The following is a 16,609-nucleotide window of genomic DNA, read 5'->3' as shown; positions in this document are numbered from 1 at the left end:
GACATACACCGTTTATGACGCACACAGTTTTGGGCGCGGGAGTGGTGAGACCATCGGGAGCATGGGAGACACGACCGAGACCGGCCTGCCGCAGGCACTGGAGATCGCCTGGGGGATGCGGGCGGCCCCGCAGCGCGGACCGAGCCGCGCGCTGACGCACGACCGGATCGTCGCCGCCGCCATCGAGATCGCCGACGCCGACGGGCTCGGCGCCGTGACGATGCAGGCGGTGGCGAAGTCGCTCGACTTCACGACGATGTCGCTCTACCGGTACGTCTCCGGCAAGGACGACCTCGTCCGCCTCATGCAGGACGCCGCGGTGAGCCTCCCCGACGAGGTCGAACTGCCGGACGACTGGCGCGACGCCCTGCGAACGTGGGCGGGACTGGTGCGGGACGCCTACCGCGCCCGGCCCTGGGTCCTCGAGGCCCCGCGCGGGCAGTGGTCCGTCCTCATGCCCTCCTCGGTGCGCGCCGCCGACCTCGGGCTCGCGGCGCTGGCCGACCTCGAGCTGACCGACGGCGAGAAGATCGCCGCCATCCTGCTCATCTCCCTGCACGTCGCGTCGATGGTGCAGCTGGAGCAGTCGCTCGCCGAGGAGGGCGAGGTCACCGCGACCCCGGCGGGCGTGGAGATGCTGCGCGAGGTCATCACCACCGAGCGCTTCCCCCACCTGGGGCCCGTCATGGCGGCGGGCGGCTACGTCACGGGAGCCGATCCGGGGGTGGAGGTGGACCCGGACGAGGTGGCGGGCGTGGACGCCGAGTTCGATCTCGGCCTCGACGTGCTCATCGCCGGACTCGAGGCGATCGAACGGCGCCGCCGTCCTAGCTGCGGCTGAACGGCGGCAGGGAGCGCCGCTGGACGTGCAGGAGCGCGGCGAGGGTGAAGGAGTCGGTGAGATCGCCCCGGTCCTGCAGGACGTCCAGTTCGCGGGGGTCGAGCAGTGCGACGCTCTCGATGCCCTCATCGGCGTCGACGCGGGTCGGCGGGTCGACGCGGGCCCAGAAGAGCTCGACGGCGCCGCCCGAGATCCCGGTGTCGGTGTGCAGCCGCCCCAGCGACGTCAGGTCCAGGGCGGTGACGCCGATCTCCTCGTGCAGCTCGCGCCGGGCGGTCCGCTCCGGCGACTCGCCCGGTTCGGCGAAGCCGCGGGGGATCTCCCAGTGCCACTGCCGAGTGGAATGCCGGAAATGCCGGACCAGGACGATCCGGTCGCCGCACACGGGAAGGACGGCCGCCCCGCCGCGCAAGGACGTCGGCAGCACGCGGACGTGCCCGCCGACGCCGCCGCCCGGGAACTCCACCGGGTCGCGCACGACGGTGATGTACGGGTCCCGGTAGCAGACGCCGTAGGGGCCGCCGGTGGCCGGCACGGACGGCAGGATCCGCACCGGGGCGTCCGGCGGATCGGCGAACAGGTCCGGGTGGTCCCGCCGGAGGCGTTCGTACGCGGCGGACGGCTCGGCGGCGGTCACCCGGCCTCGTTCGACTGGTCGGTCCCGTTCCGGGCCGGGCGGAGCCGGGTGCCGGTGCGGGCGAGATGGTCGATGATCTTCTGCGCCTCGCGGGCGGGGTCGTCCATTCGCATGTCCAGGATCTGCGCGGTGTTCTCGACGCGGTACCCGGCCCGGGACTCCAGCAGCCGCCCGAGCCCCAGCCGGACGGTGACGCGCGCGGCCCGGCCGAGCGCCATGCCGGCGGCGTCGCCGACGACCTCGTACCCGATCGAGTGGTCGCTCATGTAGGCCACGTTGATCGTCAGCGCGCCGATGTCGATGGCCAGCTCGGCCAGCCCCCGGAACCGGCGGCCCGCCTGGTCCTGCCAGTTCGCGGCGTGGATCTCCTCGGCCTTCTCCAGCATGGCGAGGTAGGCACCGGTGACGGCCGCGGCCCCGCCCGCGTCGCCCGCGAGGTCGGCCACGGAGGTGGTGCCGAGCAGCCCCGCGAACGTGTCGCGGTAGACCCGCCACTCGCGCTCCCCGCGCACCTGGCGGATGTCCGACAGGGTCAGCCGGTCCAGGCTGGGCACCCGCTCCAGCAGGCCCTGCACGTTCTCGAAGGTCAGGTGGCGCAGCATCCGGACGACCTGGTCGGCGTCCGTCTCGGCCAGCTCCCGGCGCCCGGTCGGCGCCCGGTCGGCGATCCCCTCCTGGAGCGCGGTGCGGCGCGGCGAGTCGCCGGGCGTGATGGCGTAGACGTCGACGGCGTCGGCGAGGTTCGTCGCGTACTTCAGGTCGAACAGCTGCTTCAGCGGCGCGACGTGCGGCAGGTTCCGGTCGTACTCCCGGGCGGCGACGTCGCCGCCCTCCCCCACGATGAACCGCTCGTACAGCATCTGCCGGGTCACGGGGATCCCGCGGTTGGTGCGCTCGAACGCCCAGGCCGCCACGTCCTTGAGGTGCGCGACCACCGCCTCGGCCTCCTCCCCGCCCAGGCCGAGGTCGCGGCGCAGGGCGGGCGCGCGGAACTTGCCGAGGCGGGTGAGGAAGTTCTCGAAGCCGTCGCTCATGCGCACGACCAGCTCCGAGTACATCGCGTCGTCCCAGGCCAGGCGCAGGCACGACATCGGGGTCGTCTCCGCGACGGCCCGCCACCCCTCGAAGCCTTCCGTCACCTGGAACGCCGGCGGGGTCCGCGGGACGGGTGACGTCTCGTCCATGAGGTACGGCAGGATCGTCCCGTCGGTGAGGAGCGCGCGGAACGCGGCGCGGTCGGGCCCGTCCCGGAGGAAGTCCTGGTAGACGATCCGGCTGTTGTAGAGGTACGCCCGGTTCACGACGATCTTCTCGGCGTTCAGCAGCGACCGCAGGTACTCGCGCCGTGCCCTGCGCTGCTGCTCGTCGCTGATCGCCCGGGTGACCCGCCCCTCCCGGAGCGTGGCGGCGAGGAGTTCGTCGTCCAGCCACTGGTTGTCCAGCGACTGCGGGACGGCGGTGATCGTCCGGGCCAGGTCGCCCGCGATGAGCCGGTCGAACGAGACGTCGCCTTCGTGGTGAGTAGCCATGTGCGGCTCCCTGTGGGGGAATCCATCCGACGAATAGGATGCCGTAAAGAAGCGCCCCGGTTCCGTGCCCGCGGGGAGAAATCGTGCGATCCCCGGCTGAGCGCCCCGTCCGCCCCGCCCAGCACCATCGACTATGGATCACCGGCCGGTTATGCTCCGTCTTCATACCTGTCGACGACCCCCCGAGGGCAACGGATGAGTGTCGATGAAACGGCCCCCCTGCGCGTGCTGGTGGTGGACGGCGACCCCCGCGTCCGCGCCGACGTGATCGCCCTGCTGGAGTCCAGCGACGAGCTCTCCGTCGTCGCCGACACGTCCGAGGCGTCCGCGGCCCTCGCACTCGCCGAGCGGCTGCGTCCCGACGTCGTCCTGCTGGACGCCGCCGCGGCCCGGCTCGCCGCCGCGCTCGGCCGCACCGCGCGCGTGTTCGTCCTGGCCGCCCCCGGCGACGCGGCCGTCGAACCGGCCGTCCGGGACGGCGCGTGCGGCCACCTCGTCCCCGGCGCCTTCACCCCGCACGACCTCATCCGCGGCGTCCGCGACGCCTCCCGCGTCTCGCTCGGCCTGTCCGCCCGCGAGGCCGAGGTGATGGACCTCATCGCCACCGGCCGCTCCAACGGCGAGATCGCCCGGCAGCTCTTCCTCAGCGAGAAGACGATCAAGAACCACGTCAACCGCATCTACGCCAAGCTGGGCGTCAGCTCCCGCGCCACCGCGATCGCCCTGTGGCGGGGCATGATGAGCGTCATGCCGGCGAAGGACTGAAACCGGTTCGCACTGGTCCACGCGTGCTGATACTGTTCTTCCTGTCGCGAGGGACACCGGCCACGGCCGGAGCCCCGATCGACGGGCGCCGTTAGCTCAATTGGCAGAGCAGCGGACTCTTAATCCGCGGGTTCGGGGTTCAAGTCCCTGACGGCGCACCCCATCCGTACGGGCATTCACCACATCATGGCGAATGCCCGTTCGTCGTTCCGGGGCCGCATTCGTCCGGGCGTTCCTTTACCGAAGTTCGGCCGTCCCGAATACGGATGCCGGTTGTCCCGCACCCGGACGGGTCGTGAAGATCGGAACAGCACACGGTTCCGGCTTTCTCGACGTGGGGGCGTTCGGTGACATCGCAGCTCAATCCCTACATCAGCTTCGACGGCGACGCCCGGGAGGCGATGGAGTTCTACCGGAGCGTCCTCGGCGGCGAGCTGACGATGCACACCTTCGGCGAGTACGGCGATGCGAGCGCGCCCGAGGCCGAGAAGATCATGCACGGCACGCTGCGGTCCGAGGCGGGCTTCACGCTCATGGGCGCCGACAGCCCGCCCGGGATGCCGTACAACCCCGGCGACAACATCAGCATCAGCCTGAGCGGCGACGACGCCGCCGCGCTGCGCGGGTACTGGGCGAAGCTGTCCGAGGGCGGCACCGTGGGGGTCCCGCTGGAGACGCAGATGTGGGGCGACGAGTTCGGCCAGTGCACCGACCGTTTCGGCATCACCTGGATGGTCAACATCGCCGGCTCGTCCGCCTGAACGGACGCACGCGACGACCGGGACGCACCGCCGTGACGGTCGGTGGGGCGTCCCGGTCGCGTCTCACCGACCACTGCGCCCATGGCGCAGTGGCCGGTCTCGCTACGTGTCCCGCTCCAGCATGGTGCGGGCCCTTTCCGCCCACTCGTTGACGCAGGCCGCCGCCCGGTTCAACCGGCCGATGGACATCGAGACCTTCCCGACGGGCTTCCGGAGCTGACGGCTCATCGCCTTGATCCAGTCCATGAGCTGGCCGAGTTCGTTGAGGTCCCTAACGGTCTCCTCCGGGAACGTCTCCATCTCGACCAATTGCCGGAGGAAGTCGTTCACCTCTTCCCCACGGCTCTGCTTCGGCATGGCGGATATGCACTCCAGCAGGTGGCGCACGCCCTCGTCGATCTTCTTCATGCGGTCCGAGAGCCGGATGGTGGTCCCGTTCAACTCCTCGGCGGGTTCACTGATCACCTTGGCGACCTTGCCGAGTCCCAGCACCCAGGCGCTCGGCTGGGCGTTGCCCTGCCCGAGCCTCTCGAGGTCCGGGGTGGTCTCCTCCAACGCCCTTCCCAGTTCCTCCGCGGCCTCGCCGACCTCCTCGAAGTCTCGGAGGACCAGCTCCAGCTCGGGCTCGAGCGCGGCCATGGTGTCGACGAAGCCCGGTGCCGTCTCGTCGTCCGCCTTGACGACCCGGCCCGCCAGCGCTTCCTCCGACCGCATCACCCGCGCGGAAGTCAGCGTCTCGAACCCGTTGCGAAGGCCGGCCTCCAGGGCGGCTTCGAGTTCCTTACGCGCGCGGATCAGCCCGGATCTCGTGCGATCGAACCTGATCGTGCGGATGTTCGCGACGTCGAACGGAAGCTGCGCGTGGTCTCCGATCTGGATCGTGGGCTTCCCGATCGCGTGCCGCAGCCCCAGTTCGTACATGACGTTCGCGTTCCCGCCGCCGAGGTCGGCGATGACGATGTCCGCCTCCCGGACGTGGCGGCAGATCTGCTCGGTGATCTCTCCCGAGCCGGGGAGTTCGTCGGCGCGCACCGGCTTGATGCCGTGTCGCGCGCAGGCCGGCAGGGTGACGGTTTCGTACACCTCGAGGGCGTCCTCGTACAACGCCAGCTCCGGAGTCCCCCGCGGAGCGAGACGATTGCCGATCGGTCCGATCGCGAAGCACGACGTCGGGCGCTCCGGCTCCTCCGAAGGGTCGGGCTGGGCGGGCGCGGTCATGACGGTCATCGGGGCTCCTCCATCTCCAGTGCGAGCTGGACGCCGTTCTCCAGATGCTCGATGTCGATCGGGAATTGATCGATGCCGAGCGCGTTCATGAGCGAGATCGTCGGAATGCGGTAGTGGTAGCCCACCCGGATGACCTCGCACGGGAACCGGTCCTCGTGAACCATCCGGTAGGCCGTCTGGACGTTGATGCCGAGCGCTCGGGCGGCCGTTCGCATGTTCACGGCCAGCGGCAGGCCGAACACCTCGGCGAAGGTCAGCGGTGCGGCGCTCACCGGGCGGCCCCGATGCGGCGCAGGGACAGCCGTCCGACGGGACGGCCCTCGCCGAGCCGCCGGGCACGGTGGACGATCTCACCGAGTCCCAGGTCTTGAGCGAGCATTCCCACGCGTTCCCCCTCGGCCTGGCGGCGGGAGGTGATGCGGATGGGCGCGCGCAGTCCGGCGGCACCGGCCGGGGGGTCGATCTCCAGTTCCCACCCCTCGCCCGGAACGGCGTCCAGGTCGGCCAGCCGTGCGACCTCGTCGATGTCCGCCACCGCCACGTCCCTCAGGCCGCACGAGGCCTCCGGCCACACGCGACGTGACGCCCTGCGGAGCAGCATCTCGCCGGCGCCGGGGGCGTCCGGATCACTGTTCGGCAACTCCTCCAGGAAGGACGCGACCAGCGCGGCCTCGACGTCCGCGGGGTCAACGTGAAGACGAGCGGTGACGAACGCGATCGTCCGGACAAACCACGGCTGCCCCAGCCAGAGCGCGAAGTACTGCGCCAGGTCCCGATCCGGCTGCCCCCGCAGTGCCGAAGTGATCGCCACGGGCCAGACGATGTCGCGCAGGGGCGCCGCACCACCGTCACCGCGCGTCTCGGCAAGCGCTTCGCCGGGTGTCAGGTGCCGGTATCCGTCACCGGAGTCGATCCAGATGCCGGGGTGTTCGCGTGTGACCCGCGCGTCGATCTGGCGGAAAAGCGGTCTGCACGTGCCGGTTGACCTCATGCCTCTCCTCGGTCGTGTCGGTTGATCGCGGCAAGGAAGTGTCGGACGCGCGGATGGGAGTTCTCTCCCACCGCGAAGAGCAGCGCGTCGACGAGCTCCCGACGGGAGGCGTCGCGCTCGGCGGAGCGGCGCCAGCGGAGCACCACCTCGCGTAGGTGACCGGAGTCCCGGGACAGGATGGTTCTGGTGAGCAGCGCGATGACGAGGCCGACCGCGGCGGAGTCAGTGATCTTGGACTCGAACCACCGCGGATCCGCGCGAAGGAGCCGGGGGACGATGCGTGACATGTACCGGGCCTCGGGCCCCTCCGCGCCCGACCAGGCGACGAGTGCACGAAGTACTTCGATCCGGTCGTCCCAGAGGAACAGTTGCATCACCGCGTCGTCCACGACTCGGTCGACCCGTCCACTCGGGTACTCTTCCGCACTTCTGATGACTTGGCGCAGGATCGGCAGCGCGGGATGCAACGGCGCGGTCCCCGTACGGGAACCGCAGGTCAGTGCCGCCGTGATCCGGTAGCCGGCACGTTCCGAGGAGGCCCAGGTGTACAGGCGTCCTCGCGCCTCGTCGGCCGTGTCGGGATTGACCAGAAGGGCCCGCATGCCCGACGCCGCGACGGCATACGCCAGTGGACCGCCGGATGTGACGCAGCCCTGCACGCTGCGCAGCCCTCCTGTGCCGGGCCCCTGCGGCACCGACTGGGCCAGAGCCCACCCAGCGTGTTCCACCAGTTCCTCATCCTCGATGCCGCGCAGCCAGCTGAGGAGCCCCCGGTCGATCCCGGCCTTACGCCACGCGTGCCGCAGAATCGCGACCGTCCTCATCGGATACGCGAACACCACGCTCGTGCGCGGCGGGCGTCCGGGCGTCCGCACGAGGTCGAGCCGGATCCTGAAACGATCCAGCACGGCGGGCAGCACTGTTGCGATGTCCGGTTCGGCGACGGACGGCGCTCCGCCGTTCTCACGCATCGTCGCGTGCAGCTGCTCCGCCTGCTCCAGCAAGACGTGCTGCCCCTCACCCGCGAAGACCGCCGATGCGACGAGGCAACTCCACTCCGCGTCTTCGAGAGGTACGGCGAGGCGTTCGGCGATCTCTTGATGGGCCGCAGCGGTCAGTTCGGCCAGGATGAACGAGGGCCGTTCCGCCGGCGTCACTTTCTGCTGCTCGGCGGAATACAGAGCGTCGAGCACCTGCAGTGCGGCCCCCGGCGCGGCGCCCGGCGGCAGCAATTCCTCCAGGAATTCGGGTGAAACCCCGTCGAGGAGCCGACTGCGTCGAGTCTCGTCCGGGATGGCTGCCATGAGGTGTGCGAACAGCACGTCCTTGCCCGGCGGAGGTACACAACGCACCACGGGGAACCCCGTGTTGTCCTCCAGCCAGCCGACCAGTTCGTCGTCCTCCGGCAGGACCACCACCATCGCCGCCCCCGCGTCCCTGAGATCGCCGACCAGCGAAGTGAGGAACGCCGACCGCCGCAGCAAGCCGCCCAGGACTCCATCGACCAGATAGCCGGTCGCGCCGTCCAGGCCAGGGCGCCAGCGACGGAGGTCCAGCGTGTCGTCCAGGTGATGGACGACGCCGGCGCCCACGCGGTCGCGCAGCAGGTTCCGGGCCATCGTCCTGCGGCCCGTACCCCGCCCTTGCGCCAGGAACACGAGGCCCTTCTCGAGCGCCCGAAGGGTTCGCTTGAAATTCTCCGGCGGGACGAAAGCCTCGGCCGCCTCCTGAGAATCCTGCGGAGAGAGCTTCCCGACGAACATCGGTGACCGCTCGGCTGCCGAACTCCCCGCACCGTTAGAACGACCGTTGTTGTCCTGGCTCCCACCGATGAACCCGTTGTTGATGTTCTCACCTATGTTGATCGAAAAGAACCGCCCGGGCTCTGCCGCCTCATACATCGAGACCTCCAGATGTTCCGCTGGAACGGATGTACACCCGCCCTGGATCTGGCCGCGCCCCCCCCTCTCAACACCAGGTCGTCCGATGGTGCGCGTTTCTCCGGTCGATTTTCCGGTGCCGGATGCCGCGACTTCCGCCCTCAGCGTGCATATCTCGTATGACCTGGGCCACAACTTCACCTGGCAGGTCAAGCGCGGAAGGTGATCGACTGGTCTCCGCCGATCTCTCCGTTGTTGAGGTTGCCGGTCGCGTGATTGAAGACGTGTGCGGCGCCCTGGCTCGACGAGACGCGGACATCGTCCGCGCTGTCTTCTCCGCTCAGGAGGGCGGTGATTCCGGCGGCGAGCAGGTTTCCCGACGGGGTGGGCACGTGAACCCAGGCGCGGCGGGCGAACTGCTTCTCCCTGACGGTCGCGGAAACGGCGCAGAAGTGGTCCGGATGCAGCGTTCGCCCGCCGCTCCGGACCACGTCCTCGAAGCACTGGTCGGAAACTATGGCGACCACGCGGGTCACATCTCGACTCGCCGCGGCGAGAAGCCTTTTGAGGACCGTGGCGTTCAGCAGGCGATGGGTGTCGTTGCGCGCCGTTCCACTACCGTCGTGGGGCCCGCCGTCCACCCGCAGTGGCCCGATGTTGAGGCTGACCCGCAGCCGCAGCGGACCACCCGACAGCGGCTCGGACGCCATGAGGGTCTTCTGGAGCGTGGCCAGCCACGGATCGATGACACCGGGCATTTTCCCCGCATCGAAGCCGAACGCGTAGCCGTCACCGCGATGCGACGGGAACTCCCTGCCCGCCCACACCTCCTCGAGGTCGGCCAGCCTGAACGACTCGGCGAGAACTTCGGGGATGAACCCGGCCATGTGCTCTTGGGAGACGTCCGTACGCTTGCTGAACCCCTCAGCATCGACCGCGATGATGCCCCGGTATCCGGGGACCGGAGACCATGTTCGATCGTTCATCACTACCTCCGCTTTCATACCTGGACGATCCGGGCGAGGGCCCGGAGCTTCTCGTTGTCGACGATTTCGATCTGTCCGCGCCGCGTGCGGACGCCCGCGTCCCCCAACTCCCCCAACATCCGGGAGATGGCGTTCCTGGGCATTCCGAGATGGCGTCCCAAGTCCTCATGCGTCGAACGCAGGACCACAGGCCCGGCCTTCCGCGTCCCCTCGGCGGTACCTCGGCGATCGAGAACCCGGGTGAGCAGGAAGGCAAGCCGAGCGGAAGGATTGCTCCCGCCGCGTACGATGAGCGACTCGGCGAGCCGATCGCTGATGTCGCCCAAGACGCGGTCGCCGAGACCGTGCCGCTCCATGAGCTCGAGGTAGGTGCCGCTCGGCACCAATGCCACTGTGCTCCGCTCCGATGCCTCCACGTTCGCGGATCGGAGTCGTTCGCCGAGCAGGGCAGTGCGGCCGATCACGTCACGCCGGCCGCGAAACGCCAGAACGTCCACGTTCCCTACGGCGTCCGCACGCCAGACCTTCACCTGACCTTTCACGATGATCCAGACCCCCTTGGGGGCGTCACCCTGGTGAATAATTAGCTCGCTCGGACGAAAGTTTCTATATGTGGAGCATTTCAGCAGATGCGACATAACTGAACTTTCCGGAAGAGATCTCATATCGGAAAATTTAAAGAGCCGAGCACCACCCCAACATCGCCCAGCCCGACAGATTGAGATGGTCGACAATAACTCAAATCAATATTCAGAGATGGTTAGCACTCAAAATTCGCGGGCAACCTCAAGGAGGTTCAACACCCCAAAGATATAATGAGCGCCTTCAAATGAAGATAATCCGGCAAATATCCCATCCATGCCAAAACAAGACATAGCCATGCCGTTCACGGTGTCGCGCCGGACGGGGCGTTGCTTCTTGGCGGAAAGGACGAACCGGAATGCTCGACAGCGCGACGCGGTCAGCGGGCCGTAGGGGGCGGTCTGGAGGGTGAAGGGGCGCGCGTACTCGCCGTCCAACGCCGTCAGCTCGTCATGGTCCGGCCGAACGGGACGAACAAGGTCGATGCCCGGTGATCAGCGCCGTGGCGGAACCGGACGTCGCCGGACTCGATGCCCTACCGCAATGCGGGGACCGAACGCCCGGAGGTACGGGCTTGGCGGGCTCGGCCATGGTGGCCGTGGCGAAGTCCCGAAACATCCGCAGGGCGTTGTACGCACCGGCCCACCGGTGGCGTTCGACCCCAGGGGGTCAGTCGGCGTGGGCGGCCGAGGCGGGCGGTGTAGCCGTGGTGCTCGAGCGGGATGTCGGCCAGGAAGCCCAGGCCGACGGCGTGATGGTTGCGCCCGGTGAGGAAGGACGCGCGGGACGGCGAGCACAGCGCGGTCACGTGGAAGCGGTTGTAGCGCAGGCCGCTGGCGGCGAGGCGGTCCATGTTCGGTGTGGCGATGTCGGAGCCGAAGCAGCCGAGCTGGGCGAAGCCGGTGTCGTCCAGGACGATCGCGACGATGTTGGGCGCGCCCTTCAGGGGCGGGCGGCGCGGCGGAAGACCGGTTCGGCCGTCATGGCGCTCCCTGATTTAAGACAAGTTGTTTTAACGTGGACGCTAGGGCAGCTTGGTAGAAAGGGCAATGATGCGAGCGCGCGAGAAGATCCTGAACGCGGCCGCGCGGCTGTTCGCCGAGCGCGGCCTCGGGGTGTCCCTGCGGGAGATCGCGGTCGAGGCGGCCCAGCGCAACCACTCGGCCGTCCAGTACCACTTCGGCGACAAGAGCGGACTGGTGGACGCGCTGTACGAGTTCCGGATGACGCCGCTGAACCTGCGCCGCCGGGAGCTCTTGGCGGAGCTGCGCGTTTCCGGGCGGGAGGGCGACCTTCCGGCGCTGGTCGAGTGCTTCGTCGGCCCGCTGTCCGAGCACGTCCTCGACCACCGGGGCGAGAGCTGGTACCTGCGTTTCTCCAGCCGCTACGTCCTGTCGGGCGGCTACCGCCACTGGCCGTTCTCCAGCGACCACCACTCCGGCGTGAACGAGCTGGTCCCGCTGCTCCACGCGCGGCTGCCGGACCTCACCGGGGAGCGGCTGCGGGTGGTGTTCCTGCACACGGTGATGGTGCTCGCCGACGTCGAGCAGCGGTTCGGCGATCCGGGCTTCGGTCGGGGGGAGGCCGCGGCCGCGGCGGCGGACCTGCGGGTCACCGCCACGGCCTTGCTCACGGCCGGCTGACGGGCTGGCCGTCCCCCGCTCAGCTCGACCAGGTGATCGGGCTGTCCTCGTAGGCGTCCTCCTCGTAGGCCGCACCGGCGACCGTCCCGCCCTGGCGCGCCGCCTGCAGCCTGCACGACTCGTACCTCGCGCCCGCGGCGGCGAACGCGTCGTCGGGACGTCCGCGCTCGCAGCCGTCCATCGTGCCGATCACCACGGCGCCGGTGCTCGCGCCGCCGGGGCCCACGCCCGTCAGCAGGGGCGCGCTGCTGCGGGACAGGTCGGTCCCGCCCACGTTCTCCACCGTGTAGCGGATGTAGTACGGCACCATGCCGTTCGCCCGCTCGCCGAAGCGCTGCCGGAACGCGGCCTGGTCGCCGGGCTGGATCGCGGTCACCGTGATGCCGAGCGTGCCCGTCACCCCGCCGCGCTCGTAGGGGACGACCGCGCGCTGCCCGACGCGGAGCGTGGTGCCGGGCGGGGTCGCCTGCGCGTTCGCCTGAGCGGGCGCCGGGCTCTGCGGAGCCGTGCTCGCCGCCGGGGCGCTGGGGGCGGGCGGGGGCGCCTCACCGGCGTCCGAGTCGTCGTCCGATCCGGGGATCATGCATCCCGAGAGCAGCAGCACGGCCCCCAGGGCCGTCGGCAGCCCGATTCGCGTCCTCATGGCATTCCTCTCATCTTCGATCAACTGCGTGGAACCTTTTCGGCCTGTCGGCCATCTCTTCTGTGTAGGCGGTATACGGAGACGAGGGGGCCCGAAGACATGGAGACCGTCTTCCAGAGCGAGGACCTGCCGCCCGCCGACCGCTTCGGCTACTGGCGCGAATGCCTGAGCAGCACCCACGCGCCCCTGGACATGAGCAGTGAGCACGCTGACGACTTCCGCGTGCGGCAGCGCGTGCTGCGGCTCGGCGCGGTGACGATCTGGCCCGCGACCTTCCAGCCGATGGTCTGCCGACGGACGCCGCGGCTCATCCGCCGCTCGGACCCCGAGACCTACCACCTCTCACTCGTCCGGCGGGGCACGGCGGGCGCCTCCTGGGGCAAGAACGACGTGACCTACCGGCCGTCCGATCTCCACGTCCAGGACAGCTCTCGCAGCTGCACGACGTGGGCGAAGGGGCCCGGGACGATCGACACGGTCGGGCTCGAGATGCCCCGGAACCTGCTGTCGCTGCCGCAGAGCCTGGCCGACCGGATGATCGGCCGCCCCGTACCGGGCGTGGAAGGGATCGGCGCGCTGCTGTCCGGCTTCCTCGTTCAGCTCAGCTCCGACGCCGGTACCTACCGGCCGTCCGACGGTTCACGACTCGGGACGGTGCTGATCGATCTCGTGTCGGCGCTCTTCGCGCACACCGTCGAGGCCGAGCGCGAGCTCGCCCCCGAATCCCGGCAGCGGACGCTCGTGCTGACCGTCCGGGCGTTCATCGAACGGCACCTGCACGATCCGGCGCTCACCCCGGCGTCCATCGCGGCCGCCCACCACATCTCGCTCAGCTACCTGCACCGGGTCTTCCAGCCGGACGGCACGACCGTGGCCGTCTGGATCCGGCGGCGCCGCCTGGAGCGCGCCCGCCGCGACCTCACCGATCCCGCGCTGGGCGGCCTGCAGGTCGGCCAGATCGCCGCCCGCTGGGGCTTCTCCCATCCGGCGGTCTTCACCCGCGCGTTCCGCGCCGCCTACGACGTCTCGCCCAGCGAGTTCCGCCGGGCCCGCCGGGAGCCGGATCCGGCATGAGGGCCCGTGCCGTTCTCTCTCGATCACGCTGCCCAGCATGGTGGCGGTGCGGGAGCCGTGGTTGATCTCGAGTGCACACTTGGTTGATCAGGCCTCCACACCTCGGCGTGCAGCCGCGGCGCCGCACGATCACCGATCGACTTCCGGGACGCTGCCGGGGACGGCGACCGGCGAGCCGGTCATCAGCGGCAGGACGTGCTCGCGTATGTACGCGCGACCGGGTGCGGCGCCGTGCAGCAGCAGATGCTGGACGACCAGCGCCGCTCCGGCGTCGACGCGGATCTCCAGGTCGGGGATGTGCCCGGTCATCCCGCGCAGGCGGCGCCGGGCGGCGTCGCGGACGGGCCGGAGCTTCGCCTCGCGCACCGCGGCGGCCGCCTCGGACGCCGGGTGGGTCAGCAGGACCGCCAGCAGCGCGCCGTGCGCGGCGAGTTCGTCGGCGAGCCCCAGCAGGACCGCCACCAGATCCTCGGCCGGGTCGCCGGTGGGCTCCGGCTCGCGGGACGGCGCGGCGGACCGCAGCGCGTCGACGACCAGGGCGTACTTGGTCGGCCATCGCCGGTAGAGCGCGCCGAGGCCGAGCCCGGCGGTGCGGGCGACATCGGCCACGCGCAGCCGCTCGTAGCCGACGTCGTCCAGCCGGGCCAGCGTCTCCCGCAGCGCCGCCCGGTCCGCGGCGGCGTCGCGGGGCCGTCCGCGTCTCCTGTCAGCGCCCATCGTGGGGAGTGTAACGGGACGCGCCCCTTTCATGATCAAGGCTGCGCCGGCAGCCGCTCATAGAGGACCAGCGGGTTTCCCGCGGGGTCGCGGACCACGAGCCGGCGCTCGTGCGGGCCGGTGACCGGTTCCCCGGCGGACAGCAGCGCGGCGAGCGCGTCCAGGTCGTCGACCTCGATGCCGGGCATCGTCCGGCCCGCGACCGGCTGCTGCGTCTCGTCCGCCAGCCCGATGACGGTGGTCCCGTCGGTCAGCGCGGCGTACCGGTCGCCGTCGCGGAACTTCACCGCCAGACCGAGCGAGGTGTAGAACGCGACCTGCTCCTCCATCCCGGCGGCCGGGACGATGAGATGACCGATCTTCATGGGCGGAACCTCGGCATCACGTCGCGCGCGAACCTCTCCACGATCTCGACGGACCGCTCGATCGGCAGTCCGAGCCACTGCGCCCGGAAGACGAAGTGGTCGAACCCGGCCTGGCCGAAGTCCTCGATCTTGGCCGCGATGTCGTCGGGCGAGCCGAAGAACAGGGCCTTGTGCTTGATGCCCTCCCACTGCGTGTCGAAGAAGTCCATCCCGTACTGGACGTACTCGCCGTAGGACGCGCGGACCGCGGTGCCGGCCATCGCGTACGCGTCCTCGAACGAGTCGGCGACGCACAGGTCGCGGTGGATCGGGAAGGTCGCGCCGTCCTCCCCGAACCCGGCCGCCCGCCGCGCGGCCCGGTAGTCGGCGAGGTTGCCGACCGCCCAGTTCCGGCGGACGTTGGACGGCGCGATCCACGGCAGCCCCTGCCCGGCGATGCGCTTGATGCCGATCGGGCCGTTCGCGCCCACCCAGACGGGCGGGCCGGGACGCTGCGCGGGCAGCACGCTGCACCGCACCCCGTCGAGCCGGAAGTGCTTCCCCTCGTGCGAGACCTGCTCGCCGGTCCACAGCTTCCGCATCACCTCCAGCGACTCGTTCATCCGCGAGACCCTCGTGCGCCGTTCGATGCCGAACGATCTGAACTCGTCCTCGCGGTACCCCGAACCGATGCCGAGCACGAACCGGCCGCCGGACATCTGGTCGATCGTCGCGATCTCCTCCGCCCAGTGGACCGGGTGCCCCATCGGGAGGATCAGGATGCCCGTCCCGATCTGCATGGAGCCCGAATGGTCGATGAGCCGCGACAGCAGCGGGAGCGGCTGGGGCGTGCTCAGCGACGAGAGGTAGTGGTGGATGCCGAACACCGAGTCGAAGCCGAGGTCCCGGACGTGCTGGGTGAACTCGACGAGTTCGCCCGTGCGGCGGTGGATGTCGTCGCCGTGCTCGTACTGGTGGTCCAGCAGGACGCCGAACCTCACGACTCCTCCCGCCCGCCCTCCGCCGAGCGGGTCTCGCTGAGCCGGAAGTAGGGCGCGACGAGCCGGTCGCGCTCCGCCAGGGCCTTCGCGACGCCCACCTCGCGGCGCCGCTTCAGGAAGTTCCAGTCGCCCTCCTCGAAGGCGACGTTGGTGGCCCAGCCGTGCCCGACCCAGCCGGTCATCGCGCCCAGCCCCTTGCCCCGGGCCTCCAGCATGACCTGCATCATCGACTTGCCCATCATCAGCGAGTCCAGCGGCATGACGGCGATGGCCTCGGCGTAGTCGGCCACCCACCGCTCCAGCTCGTCGGGCTCGACGACCTTGGTGACCAGGCCCTTGCGCTCCCCCTCCTCGGCGCCGATCGCGCGCATGGTGAGCATGACGTCCTTCATGGTCGTCAGGCCGACCTTCTCGATCCAGTGGTACATGTCCTGCGGGCCGGGCCCCAGGTAGCGGAACGCCGGGTGGGTGAACCGGGCGTTCGGCGTCGCGATGACGATGTCGGCCGACAGCGCGATCTGGAAGTGGCCGCCGTAGCAGTAGCCCTGCACCTGGCAGATCGTCGCCTTCAGCGACTCGATGATCGGCCGGGTGAAGCCCGAGCTGAGCACGTTGCGGTCCGGGAGGATGCGCTGGCGCTGGGCCGGGCGGCGGCGGGACGCCTTGTCGGTGCCGGACTTGTAGCCGATGTAGTGGCCCAGCTCGGCGGCGTCCGCGCCGGTGCCGAAGTGGTCGCCCTCGCCCTTGAAGACGATGACCTTGACGCGGTCGTCGGCCTCGGCCTCCCGCACCAGGTCGCCGACGCGCTCGAAGGCGGCGACCGGGACGGCGTTGAGCCGGTCCGGACGGTCGAAGGTGATGGTGGCGACCGCTCGGCGCTCGTCCACGTCGTAGCGGACGTAGGAGGCGAGGACCTCCGGGTCCACCTCCATGTTCTCGACGTCCCACTGGTTCTCCAGCAGCTCTGCCTCGGTCTTCTTCACGGCTC

General features: G+C 70.0%; 20 protein-coding genes and 1 tRNA gene. 6 read left to right on the top strand and 15 right to left on the bottom strand.

The annotated features are described in order from the left end of the window. Positions 1-61: 61 nt before the first annotated feature. Positions 62-841, top strand: a complete 780-nt coding sequence (locus F7P10_RS29585) for a TetR/AcrR family transcriptional regulator (protein WP_176611706.1) — start codon at positions 62-64, stop codon at positions 839-841. Here F7P10_RS29585 and F7P10_RS43525 read toward each other — a convergent pair. Continuing rightward, positions 828-1,478 carry an NUDIX hydrolase gene (locus F7P10_RS43525; RefSeq protein ID WP_218040180.1) on the bottom strand — a complete coding sequence of 217 codons (651 nt, stop codon included), beginning with the start codon at positions 1,476-1,478 and terminating at the stop codon, positions 828-830. The two genes, F7P10_RS29585 and F7P10_RS43525, sit on opposite strands and share 14 nt — an antisense overlap. Continuing rightward, complete coding sequence (locus F7P10_RS29580) at positions 1,475-3,007, bottom strand: hypothetical protein (protein ID WP_218040179.1); 1,533 nt, start codon at positions 3,005-3,007, stop codon at positions 1,475-1,477. Before F7P10_RS29580 ends, F7P10_RS43525 begins: the two co-directional genes overlap by 4 nt. Positions 3,008-3,202: 195 nt before the next feature. Between F7P10_RS29580 and F7P10_RS29575 the strand changes: the two genes are divergently transcribed. From F7P10_RS29575 to F7P10_RS29565, 3 genes are all read left to right on the top strand, one after another. Next, positions 3,203-3,772, top strand: coding sequence for a response regulator transcription factor (locus F7P10_RS29575; protein ID WP_151014257.1), 570 nt, complete (start codon positions 3,203-3,205; stop codon positions 3,770-3,772). Positions 3,773-3,857: 85 nt separating this feature from the next. Next, a tRNA-Lys gene (locus F7P10_RS29570) sits at positions 3,858-3,930 on the top strand. Between the two features lie 189 nt (positions 3,931-4,119). Further along, positions 4,120-4,533, top strand: coding sequence for a VOC family protein (locus F7P10_RS29565; protein WP_151014255.1), 414 nt, complete (start codon positions 4,120-4,122; stop codon positions 4,531-4,533). Between the two features lie 102 nt (positions 4,534-4,635). Here the strand turns inward: F7P10_RS29565 and F7P10_RS29560 are convergent, their stop codons facing one another. The 8 genes from F7P10_RS29560 to F7P10_RS29525 all read right to left on the bottom strand — a co-directional run bounded on the left by F7P10_RS29560 (position 4,636) and on the right by F7P10_RS29525 (position 11,112). Then, entirely contained in the window at positions 4,636-5,760 is a 1,125-nt protein-coding gene (locus F7P10_RS29560; RefSeq protein ID WP_151014253.1) for a hypothetical protein, read from the bottom strand. Beyond that, complete coding sequence (locus F7P10_RS29555) at positions 5,757-6,032, bottom strand: helix-turn-helix domain-containing protein (RefSeq protein ID WP_151014251.1); 276 nt, start codon at positions 6,030-6,032, stop codon at positions 5,757-5,759. Before F7P10_RS29555 ends, F7P10_RS29560 begins: the two co-directional genes overlap by 4 nt. After that, positions 6,029-6,571: a hypothetical protein gene (locus F7P10_RS29550; protein ID WP_151014249.1), complete on the bottom strand. Its 543-nt coding sequence runs from the start codon at positions 6,569-6,571 to the stop codon at positions 6,029-6,031. Before F7P10_RS29550 ends, F7P10_RS29555 begins: the two co-directional genes overlap by 4 nt. Positions 6,572-6,747: 176 nt before the next feature. Then, positions 6,748-8,652, bottom strand: coding sequence for a hypothetical protein (locus tag F7P10_RS29545; RefSeq protein ID WP_151014247.1), 1,905 nt, complete (start codon positions 8,650-8,652; stop codon positions 6,748-6,750). 188 nt (positions 8,653-8,840) lie between these two features. Further along, positions 8,841-9,635, bottom strand: coding sequence for a hypothetical protein (locus F7P10_RS29540; protein WP_151014245.1), 795 nt, complete (start codon positions 9,633-9,635; stop codon positions 8,841-8,843). Beyond that, positions 9,632-10,255 carry a Crp/Fnr family transcriptional regulator gene (locus tag F7P10_RS29535; protein WP_176611705.1) on the bottom strand — a complete coding sequence of 208 codons (624 nt, stop codon included), beginning with the start codon at positions 10,253-10,255 and terminating at the stop codon, positions 9,632-9,634. The genes F7P10_RS29540 and F7P10_RS29535 overlap by 4 nt, the downstream gene beginning before the upstream one ends. A gap of 129 nt (positions 10,256-10,384) precedes the next feature. Next, positions 10,385-10,636 carry a hypothetical protein gene (locus tag F7P10_RS29530; RefSeq protein ID WP_151014242.1) on the bottom strand — a complete coding sequence of 84 codons (252 nt, stop codon included), beginning with the start codon at positions 10,634-10,636 and terminating at the stop codon, positions 10,385-10,387. A gap of 98 nt (positions 10,637-10,734) precedes the next feature. Next, a complete protein-coding gene (locus tag F7P10_RS29525; RefSeq protein ID WP_254716811.1) occupies positions 10,735-11,112 on the bottom strand; it encodes a sulfatase-like hydrolase/transferase in 378 nt (125 codons plus the stop codon). Positions 11,113-11,248: 136 nt separating this feature from the next. Here F7P10_RS29525 and F7P10_RS29520 point away from each other — a divergent pair, with 136 nt between their 5' ends. Continuing rightward, on the top strand, positions 11,249-11,842 hold the full coding sequence (locus F7P10_RS29520; protein WP_151014240.1) for a TetR/AcrR family transcriptional regulator: 594 nt from the start codon (positions 11,249-11,251) through the stop codon (positions 11,840-11,842). Between the two features lie 19 nt (positions 11,843-11,861). Here the strand turns inward: F7P10_RS29520 and F7P10_RS29515 are convergent, their stop codons facing one another. Beyond that, positions 11,862-12,485 (bottom strand): hypothetical protein, encoded by a 624-nt coding sequence (locus F7P10_RS29515; RefSeq protein WP_151014238.1) that lies wholly within the window; start codon positions 12,483-12,485, stop codon positions 11,862-11,864. Positions 12,486-12,584: 99 nt separating this feature from the next. On the opposite strand from F7P10_RS29515, the gene F7P10_RS29510 reads away from it, so the two are divergent. After that, a complete protein-coding gene (locus tag F7P10_RS29510; protein WP_151014236.1) occupies positions 12,585-13,559 on the top strand; it encodes a helix-turn-helix domain-containing protein in 975 nt (324 codons plus the stop codon). A gap of 129 nt (positions 13,560-13,688) precedes the next feature. On the opposite strand, the gene F7P10_RS29505 is transcribed toward F7P10_RS29510, so the two are convergent. Genes F7P10_RS29505 through F7P10_RS29490 form a run of 4 tightly spaced genes read right to left on the bottom strand, consistent with a single transcriptional unit; the run spans position 13,689 to position 16,604 of the window. Continuing rightward, on the bottom strand, positions 13,689-14,276 hold the full coding sequence (locus tag F7P10_RS29505) for a TetR/AcrR family transcriptional regulator (RefSeq protein ID WP_176611704.1): 588 nt from the start codon (positions 14,274-14,276) through the stop codon (positions 13,689-13,691). A gap of 35 nt (positions 14,277-14,311) precedes the next feature. Continuing rightward, a complete protein-coding gene (locus tag F7P10_RS29500; RefSeq protein WP_151014232.1) occupies positions 14,312-14,641 on the bottom strand; it encodes a VOC family protein in 330 nt (109 codons plus the stop codon). Then, positions 14,638-15,621 (bottom strand): LLM class flavin-dependent oxidoreductase, encoded by a 984-nt coding sequence (locus tag F7P10_RS29495; protein ID WP_176611703.1) that lies wholly within the window; start codon positions 15,619-15,621, stop codon positions 14,638-14,640. Before F7P10_RS29495 ends, F7P10_RS29500 begins: the two co-directional genes overlap by 4 nt. Further along, the gene (locus F7P10_RS29490) at positions 15,618-16,604 is read right to left on the bottom strand and encodes an enoyl-CoA hydratase/isomerase family protein (RefSeq protein ID WP_151014228.1); all 987 of its coding nucleotides are present in this window, start codon (positions 16,602-16,604) and stop codon (positions 15,618-15,620) included. Before F7P10_RS29490 ends, F7P10_RS29495 begins: the two co-directional genes overlap by 4 nt. Positions 16,605-16,609 lie beyond the last annotated feature (5 nt).

This window comes from Actinomadura sp. WMMB 499 (genome assembly GCF_008824145.1).
Taxonomy (GTDB): Bacteria; Actinomycetota; Actinomycetes; order Streptosporangiales; family Streptosporangiaceae; genus Spirillospora.
Note: the sequence above shows the minus strand (reverse complement) of the source record. Positions and strands in the feature narration are given on the sequence as shown.

Bases quoted from the DNA above. Each gene is read 5' to 3' on its own strand.
- F7P10_RS29585 (WP_176611706.1), top strand. From the start codon at position 62: ATGGGAGACACGACCGAGACCGGCCTGCCGCAGGCACTGGAGATCGCC.
- F7P10_RS29580 (WP_218040179.1), bottom strand. From the start codon at position 3,007: ATGGCTACTCACCACGAAGGCGACGTCTCGTTCGACCGGCTCATCGCG.
- F7P10_RS29575 (WP_151014257.1), top strand. From the start codon at position 3,203: ATGAGTGTCGATGAAACGGCCCCCCTGCGCGTGCTGGTGGTGGACGGC.
- F7P10_RS29560 (WP_151014253.1), bottom strand. From the start codon at position 5,760: ATGACCGTCATGACCGCGCCCGCCCAGCCCGACCCTTCGGAGGAGCCG.
- F7P10_RS29545 (WP_151014247.1), bottom strand. From the start codon at position 8,652: ATGTATGAGGCGGCAGAGCCCGGGCGGTTCTTTTCGATCAACATAGGT.
- F7P10_RS29540 (WP_151014245.1), bottom strand. From the start codon at position 9,635: ATGAAAGCGGAGGTAGTGATGAACGATCGAACATGGTCTCCGGTCCCC.
- F7P10_RS29535 (WP_176611705.1), bottom strand. From the start codon at position 10,255: ATGTCGCATCTGCTGAAATGCTCCACATATAGAAACTTTCGTCCGAGC.
- F7P10_RS29520 (WP_151014240.1), top strand. From the start codon at position 11,249: ATGATGCGAGCGCGCGAGAAGATCCTGAACGCGGCCGCGCGGCTGTTC.
- F7P10_RS29515 (WP_151014238.1), bottom strand. From the start codon at position 12,485: ATGAGGACGCGAATCGGGCTGCCGACGGCCCTGGGGGCCGTGCTGCTG.
- F7P10_RS29510 (WP_151014236.1), top strand. From the start codon at position 12,585: ATGGAGACCGTCTTCCAGAGCGAGGACCTGCCGCCCGCCGACCGCTTC.
- F7P10_RS29505 (WP_176611704.1), bottom strand. From the start codon at position 14,276: ATGGGCGCTGACAGGAGACGCGGACGGCCCCGCGACGCCGCCGCGGAC.
- F7P10_RS29500 (WP_151014232.1), bottom strand. From the start codon at position 14,641: ATGAAGATCGGTCATCTCATCGTCCCGGCCGCCGGGATGGAGGAGCAG.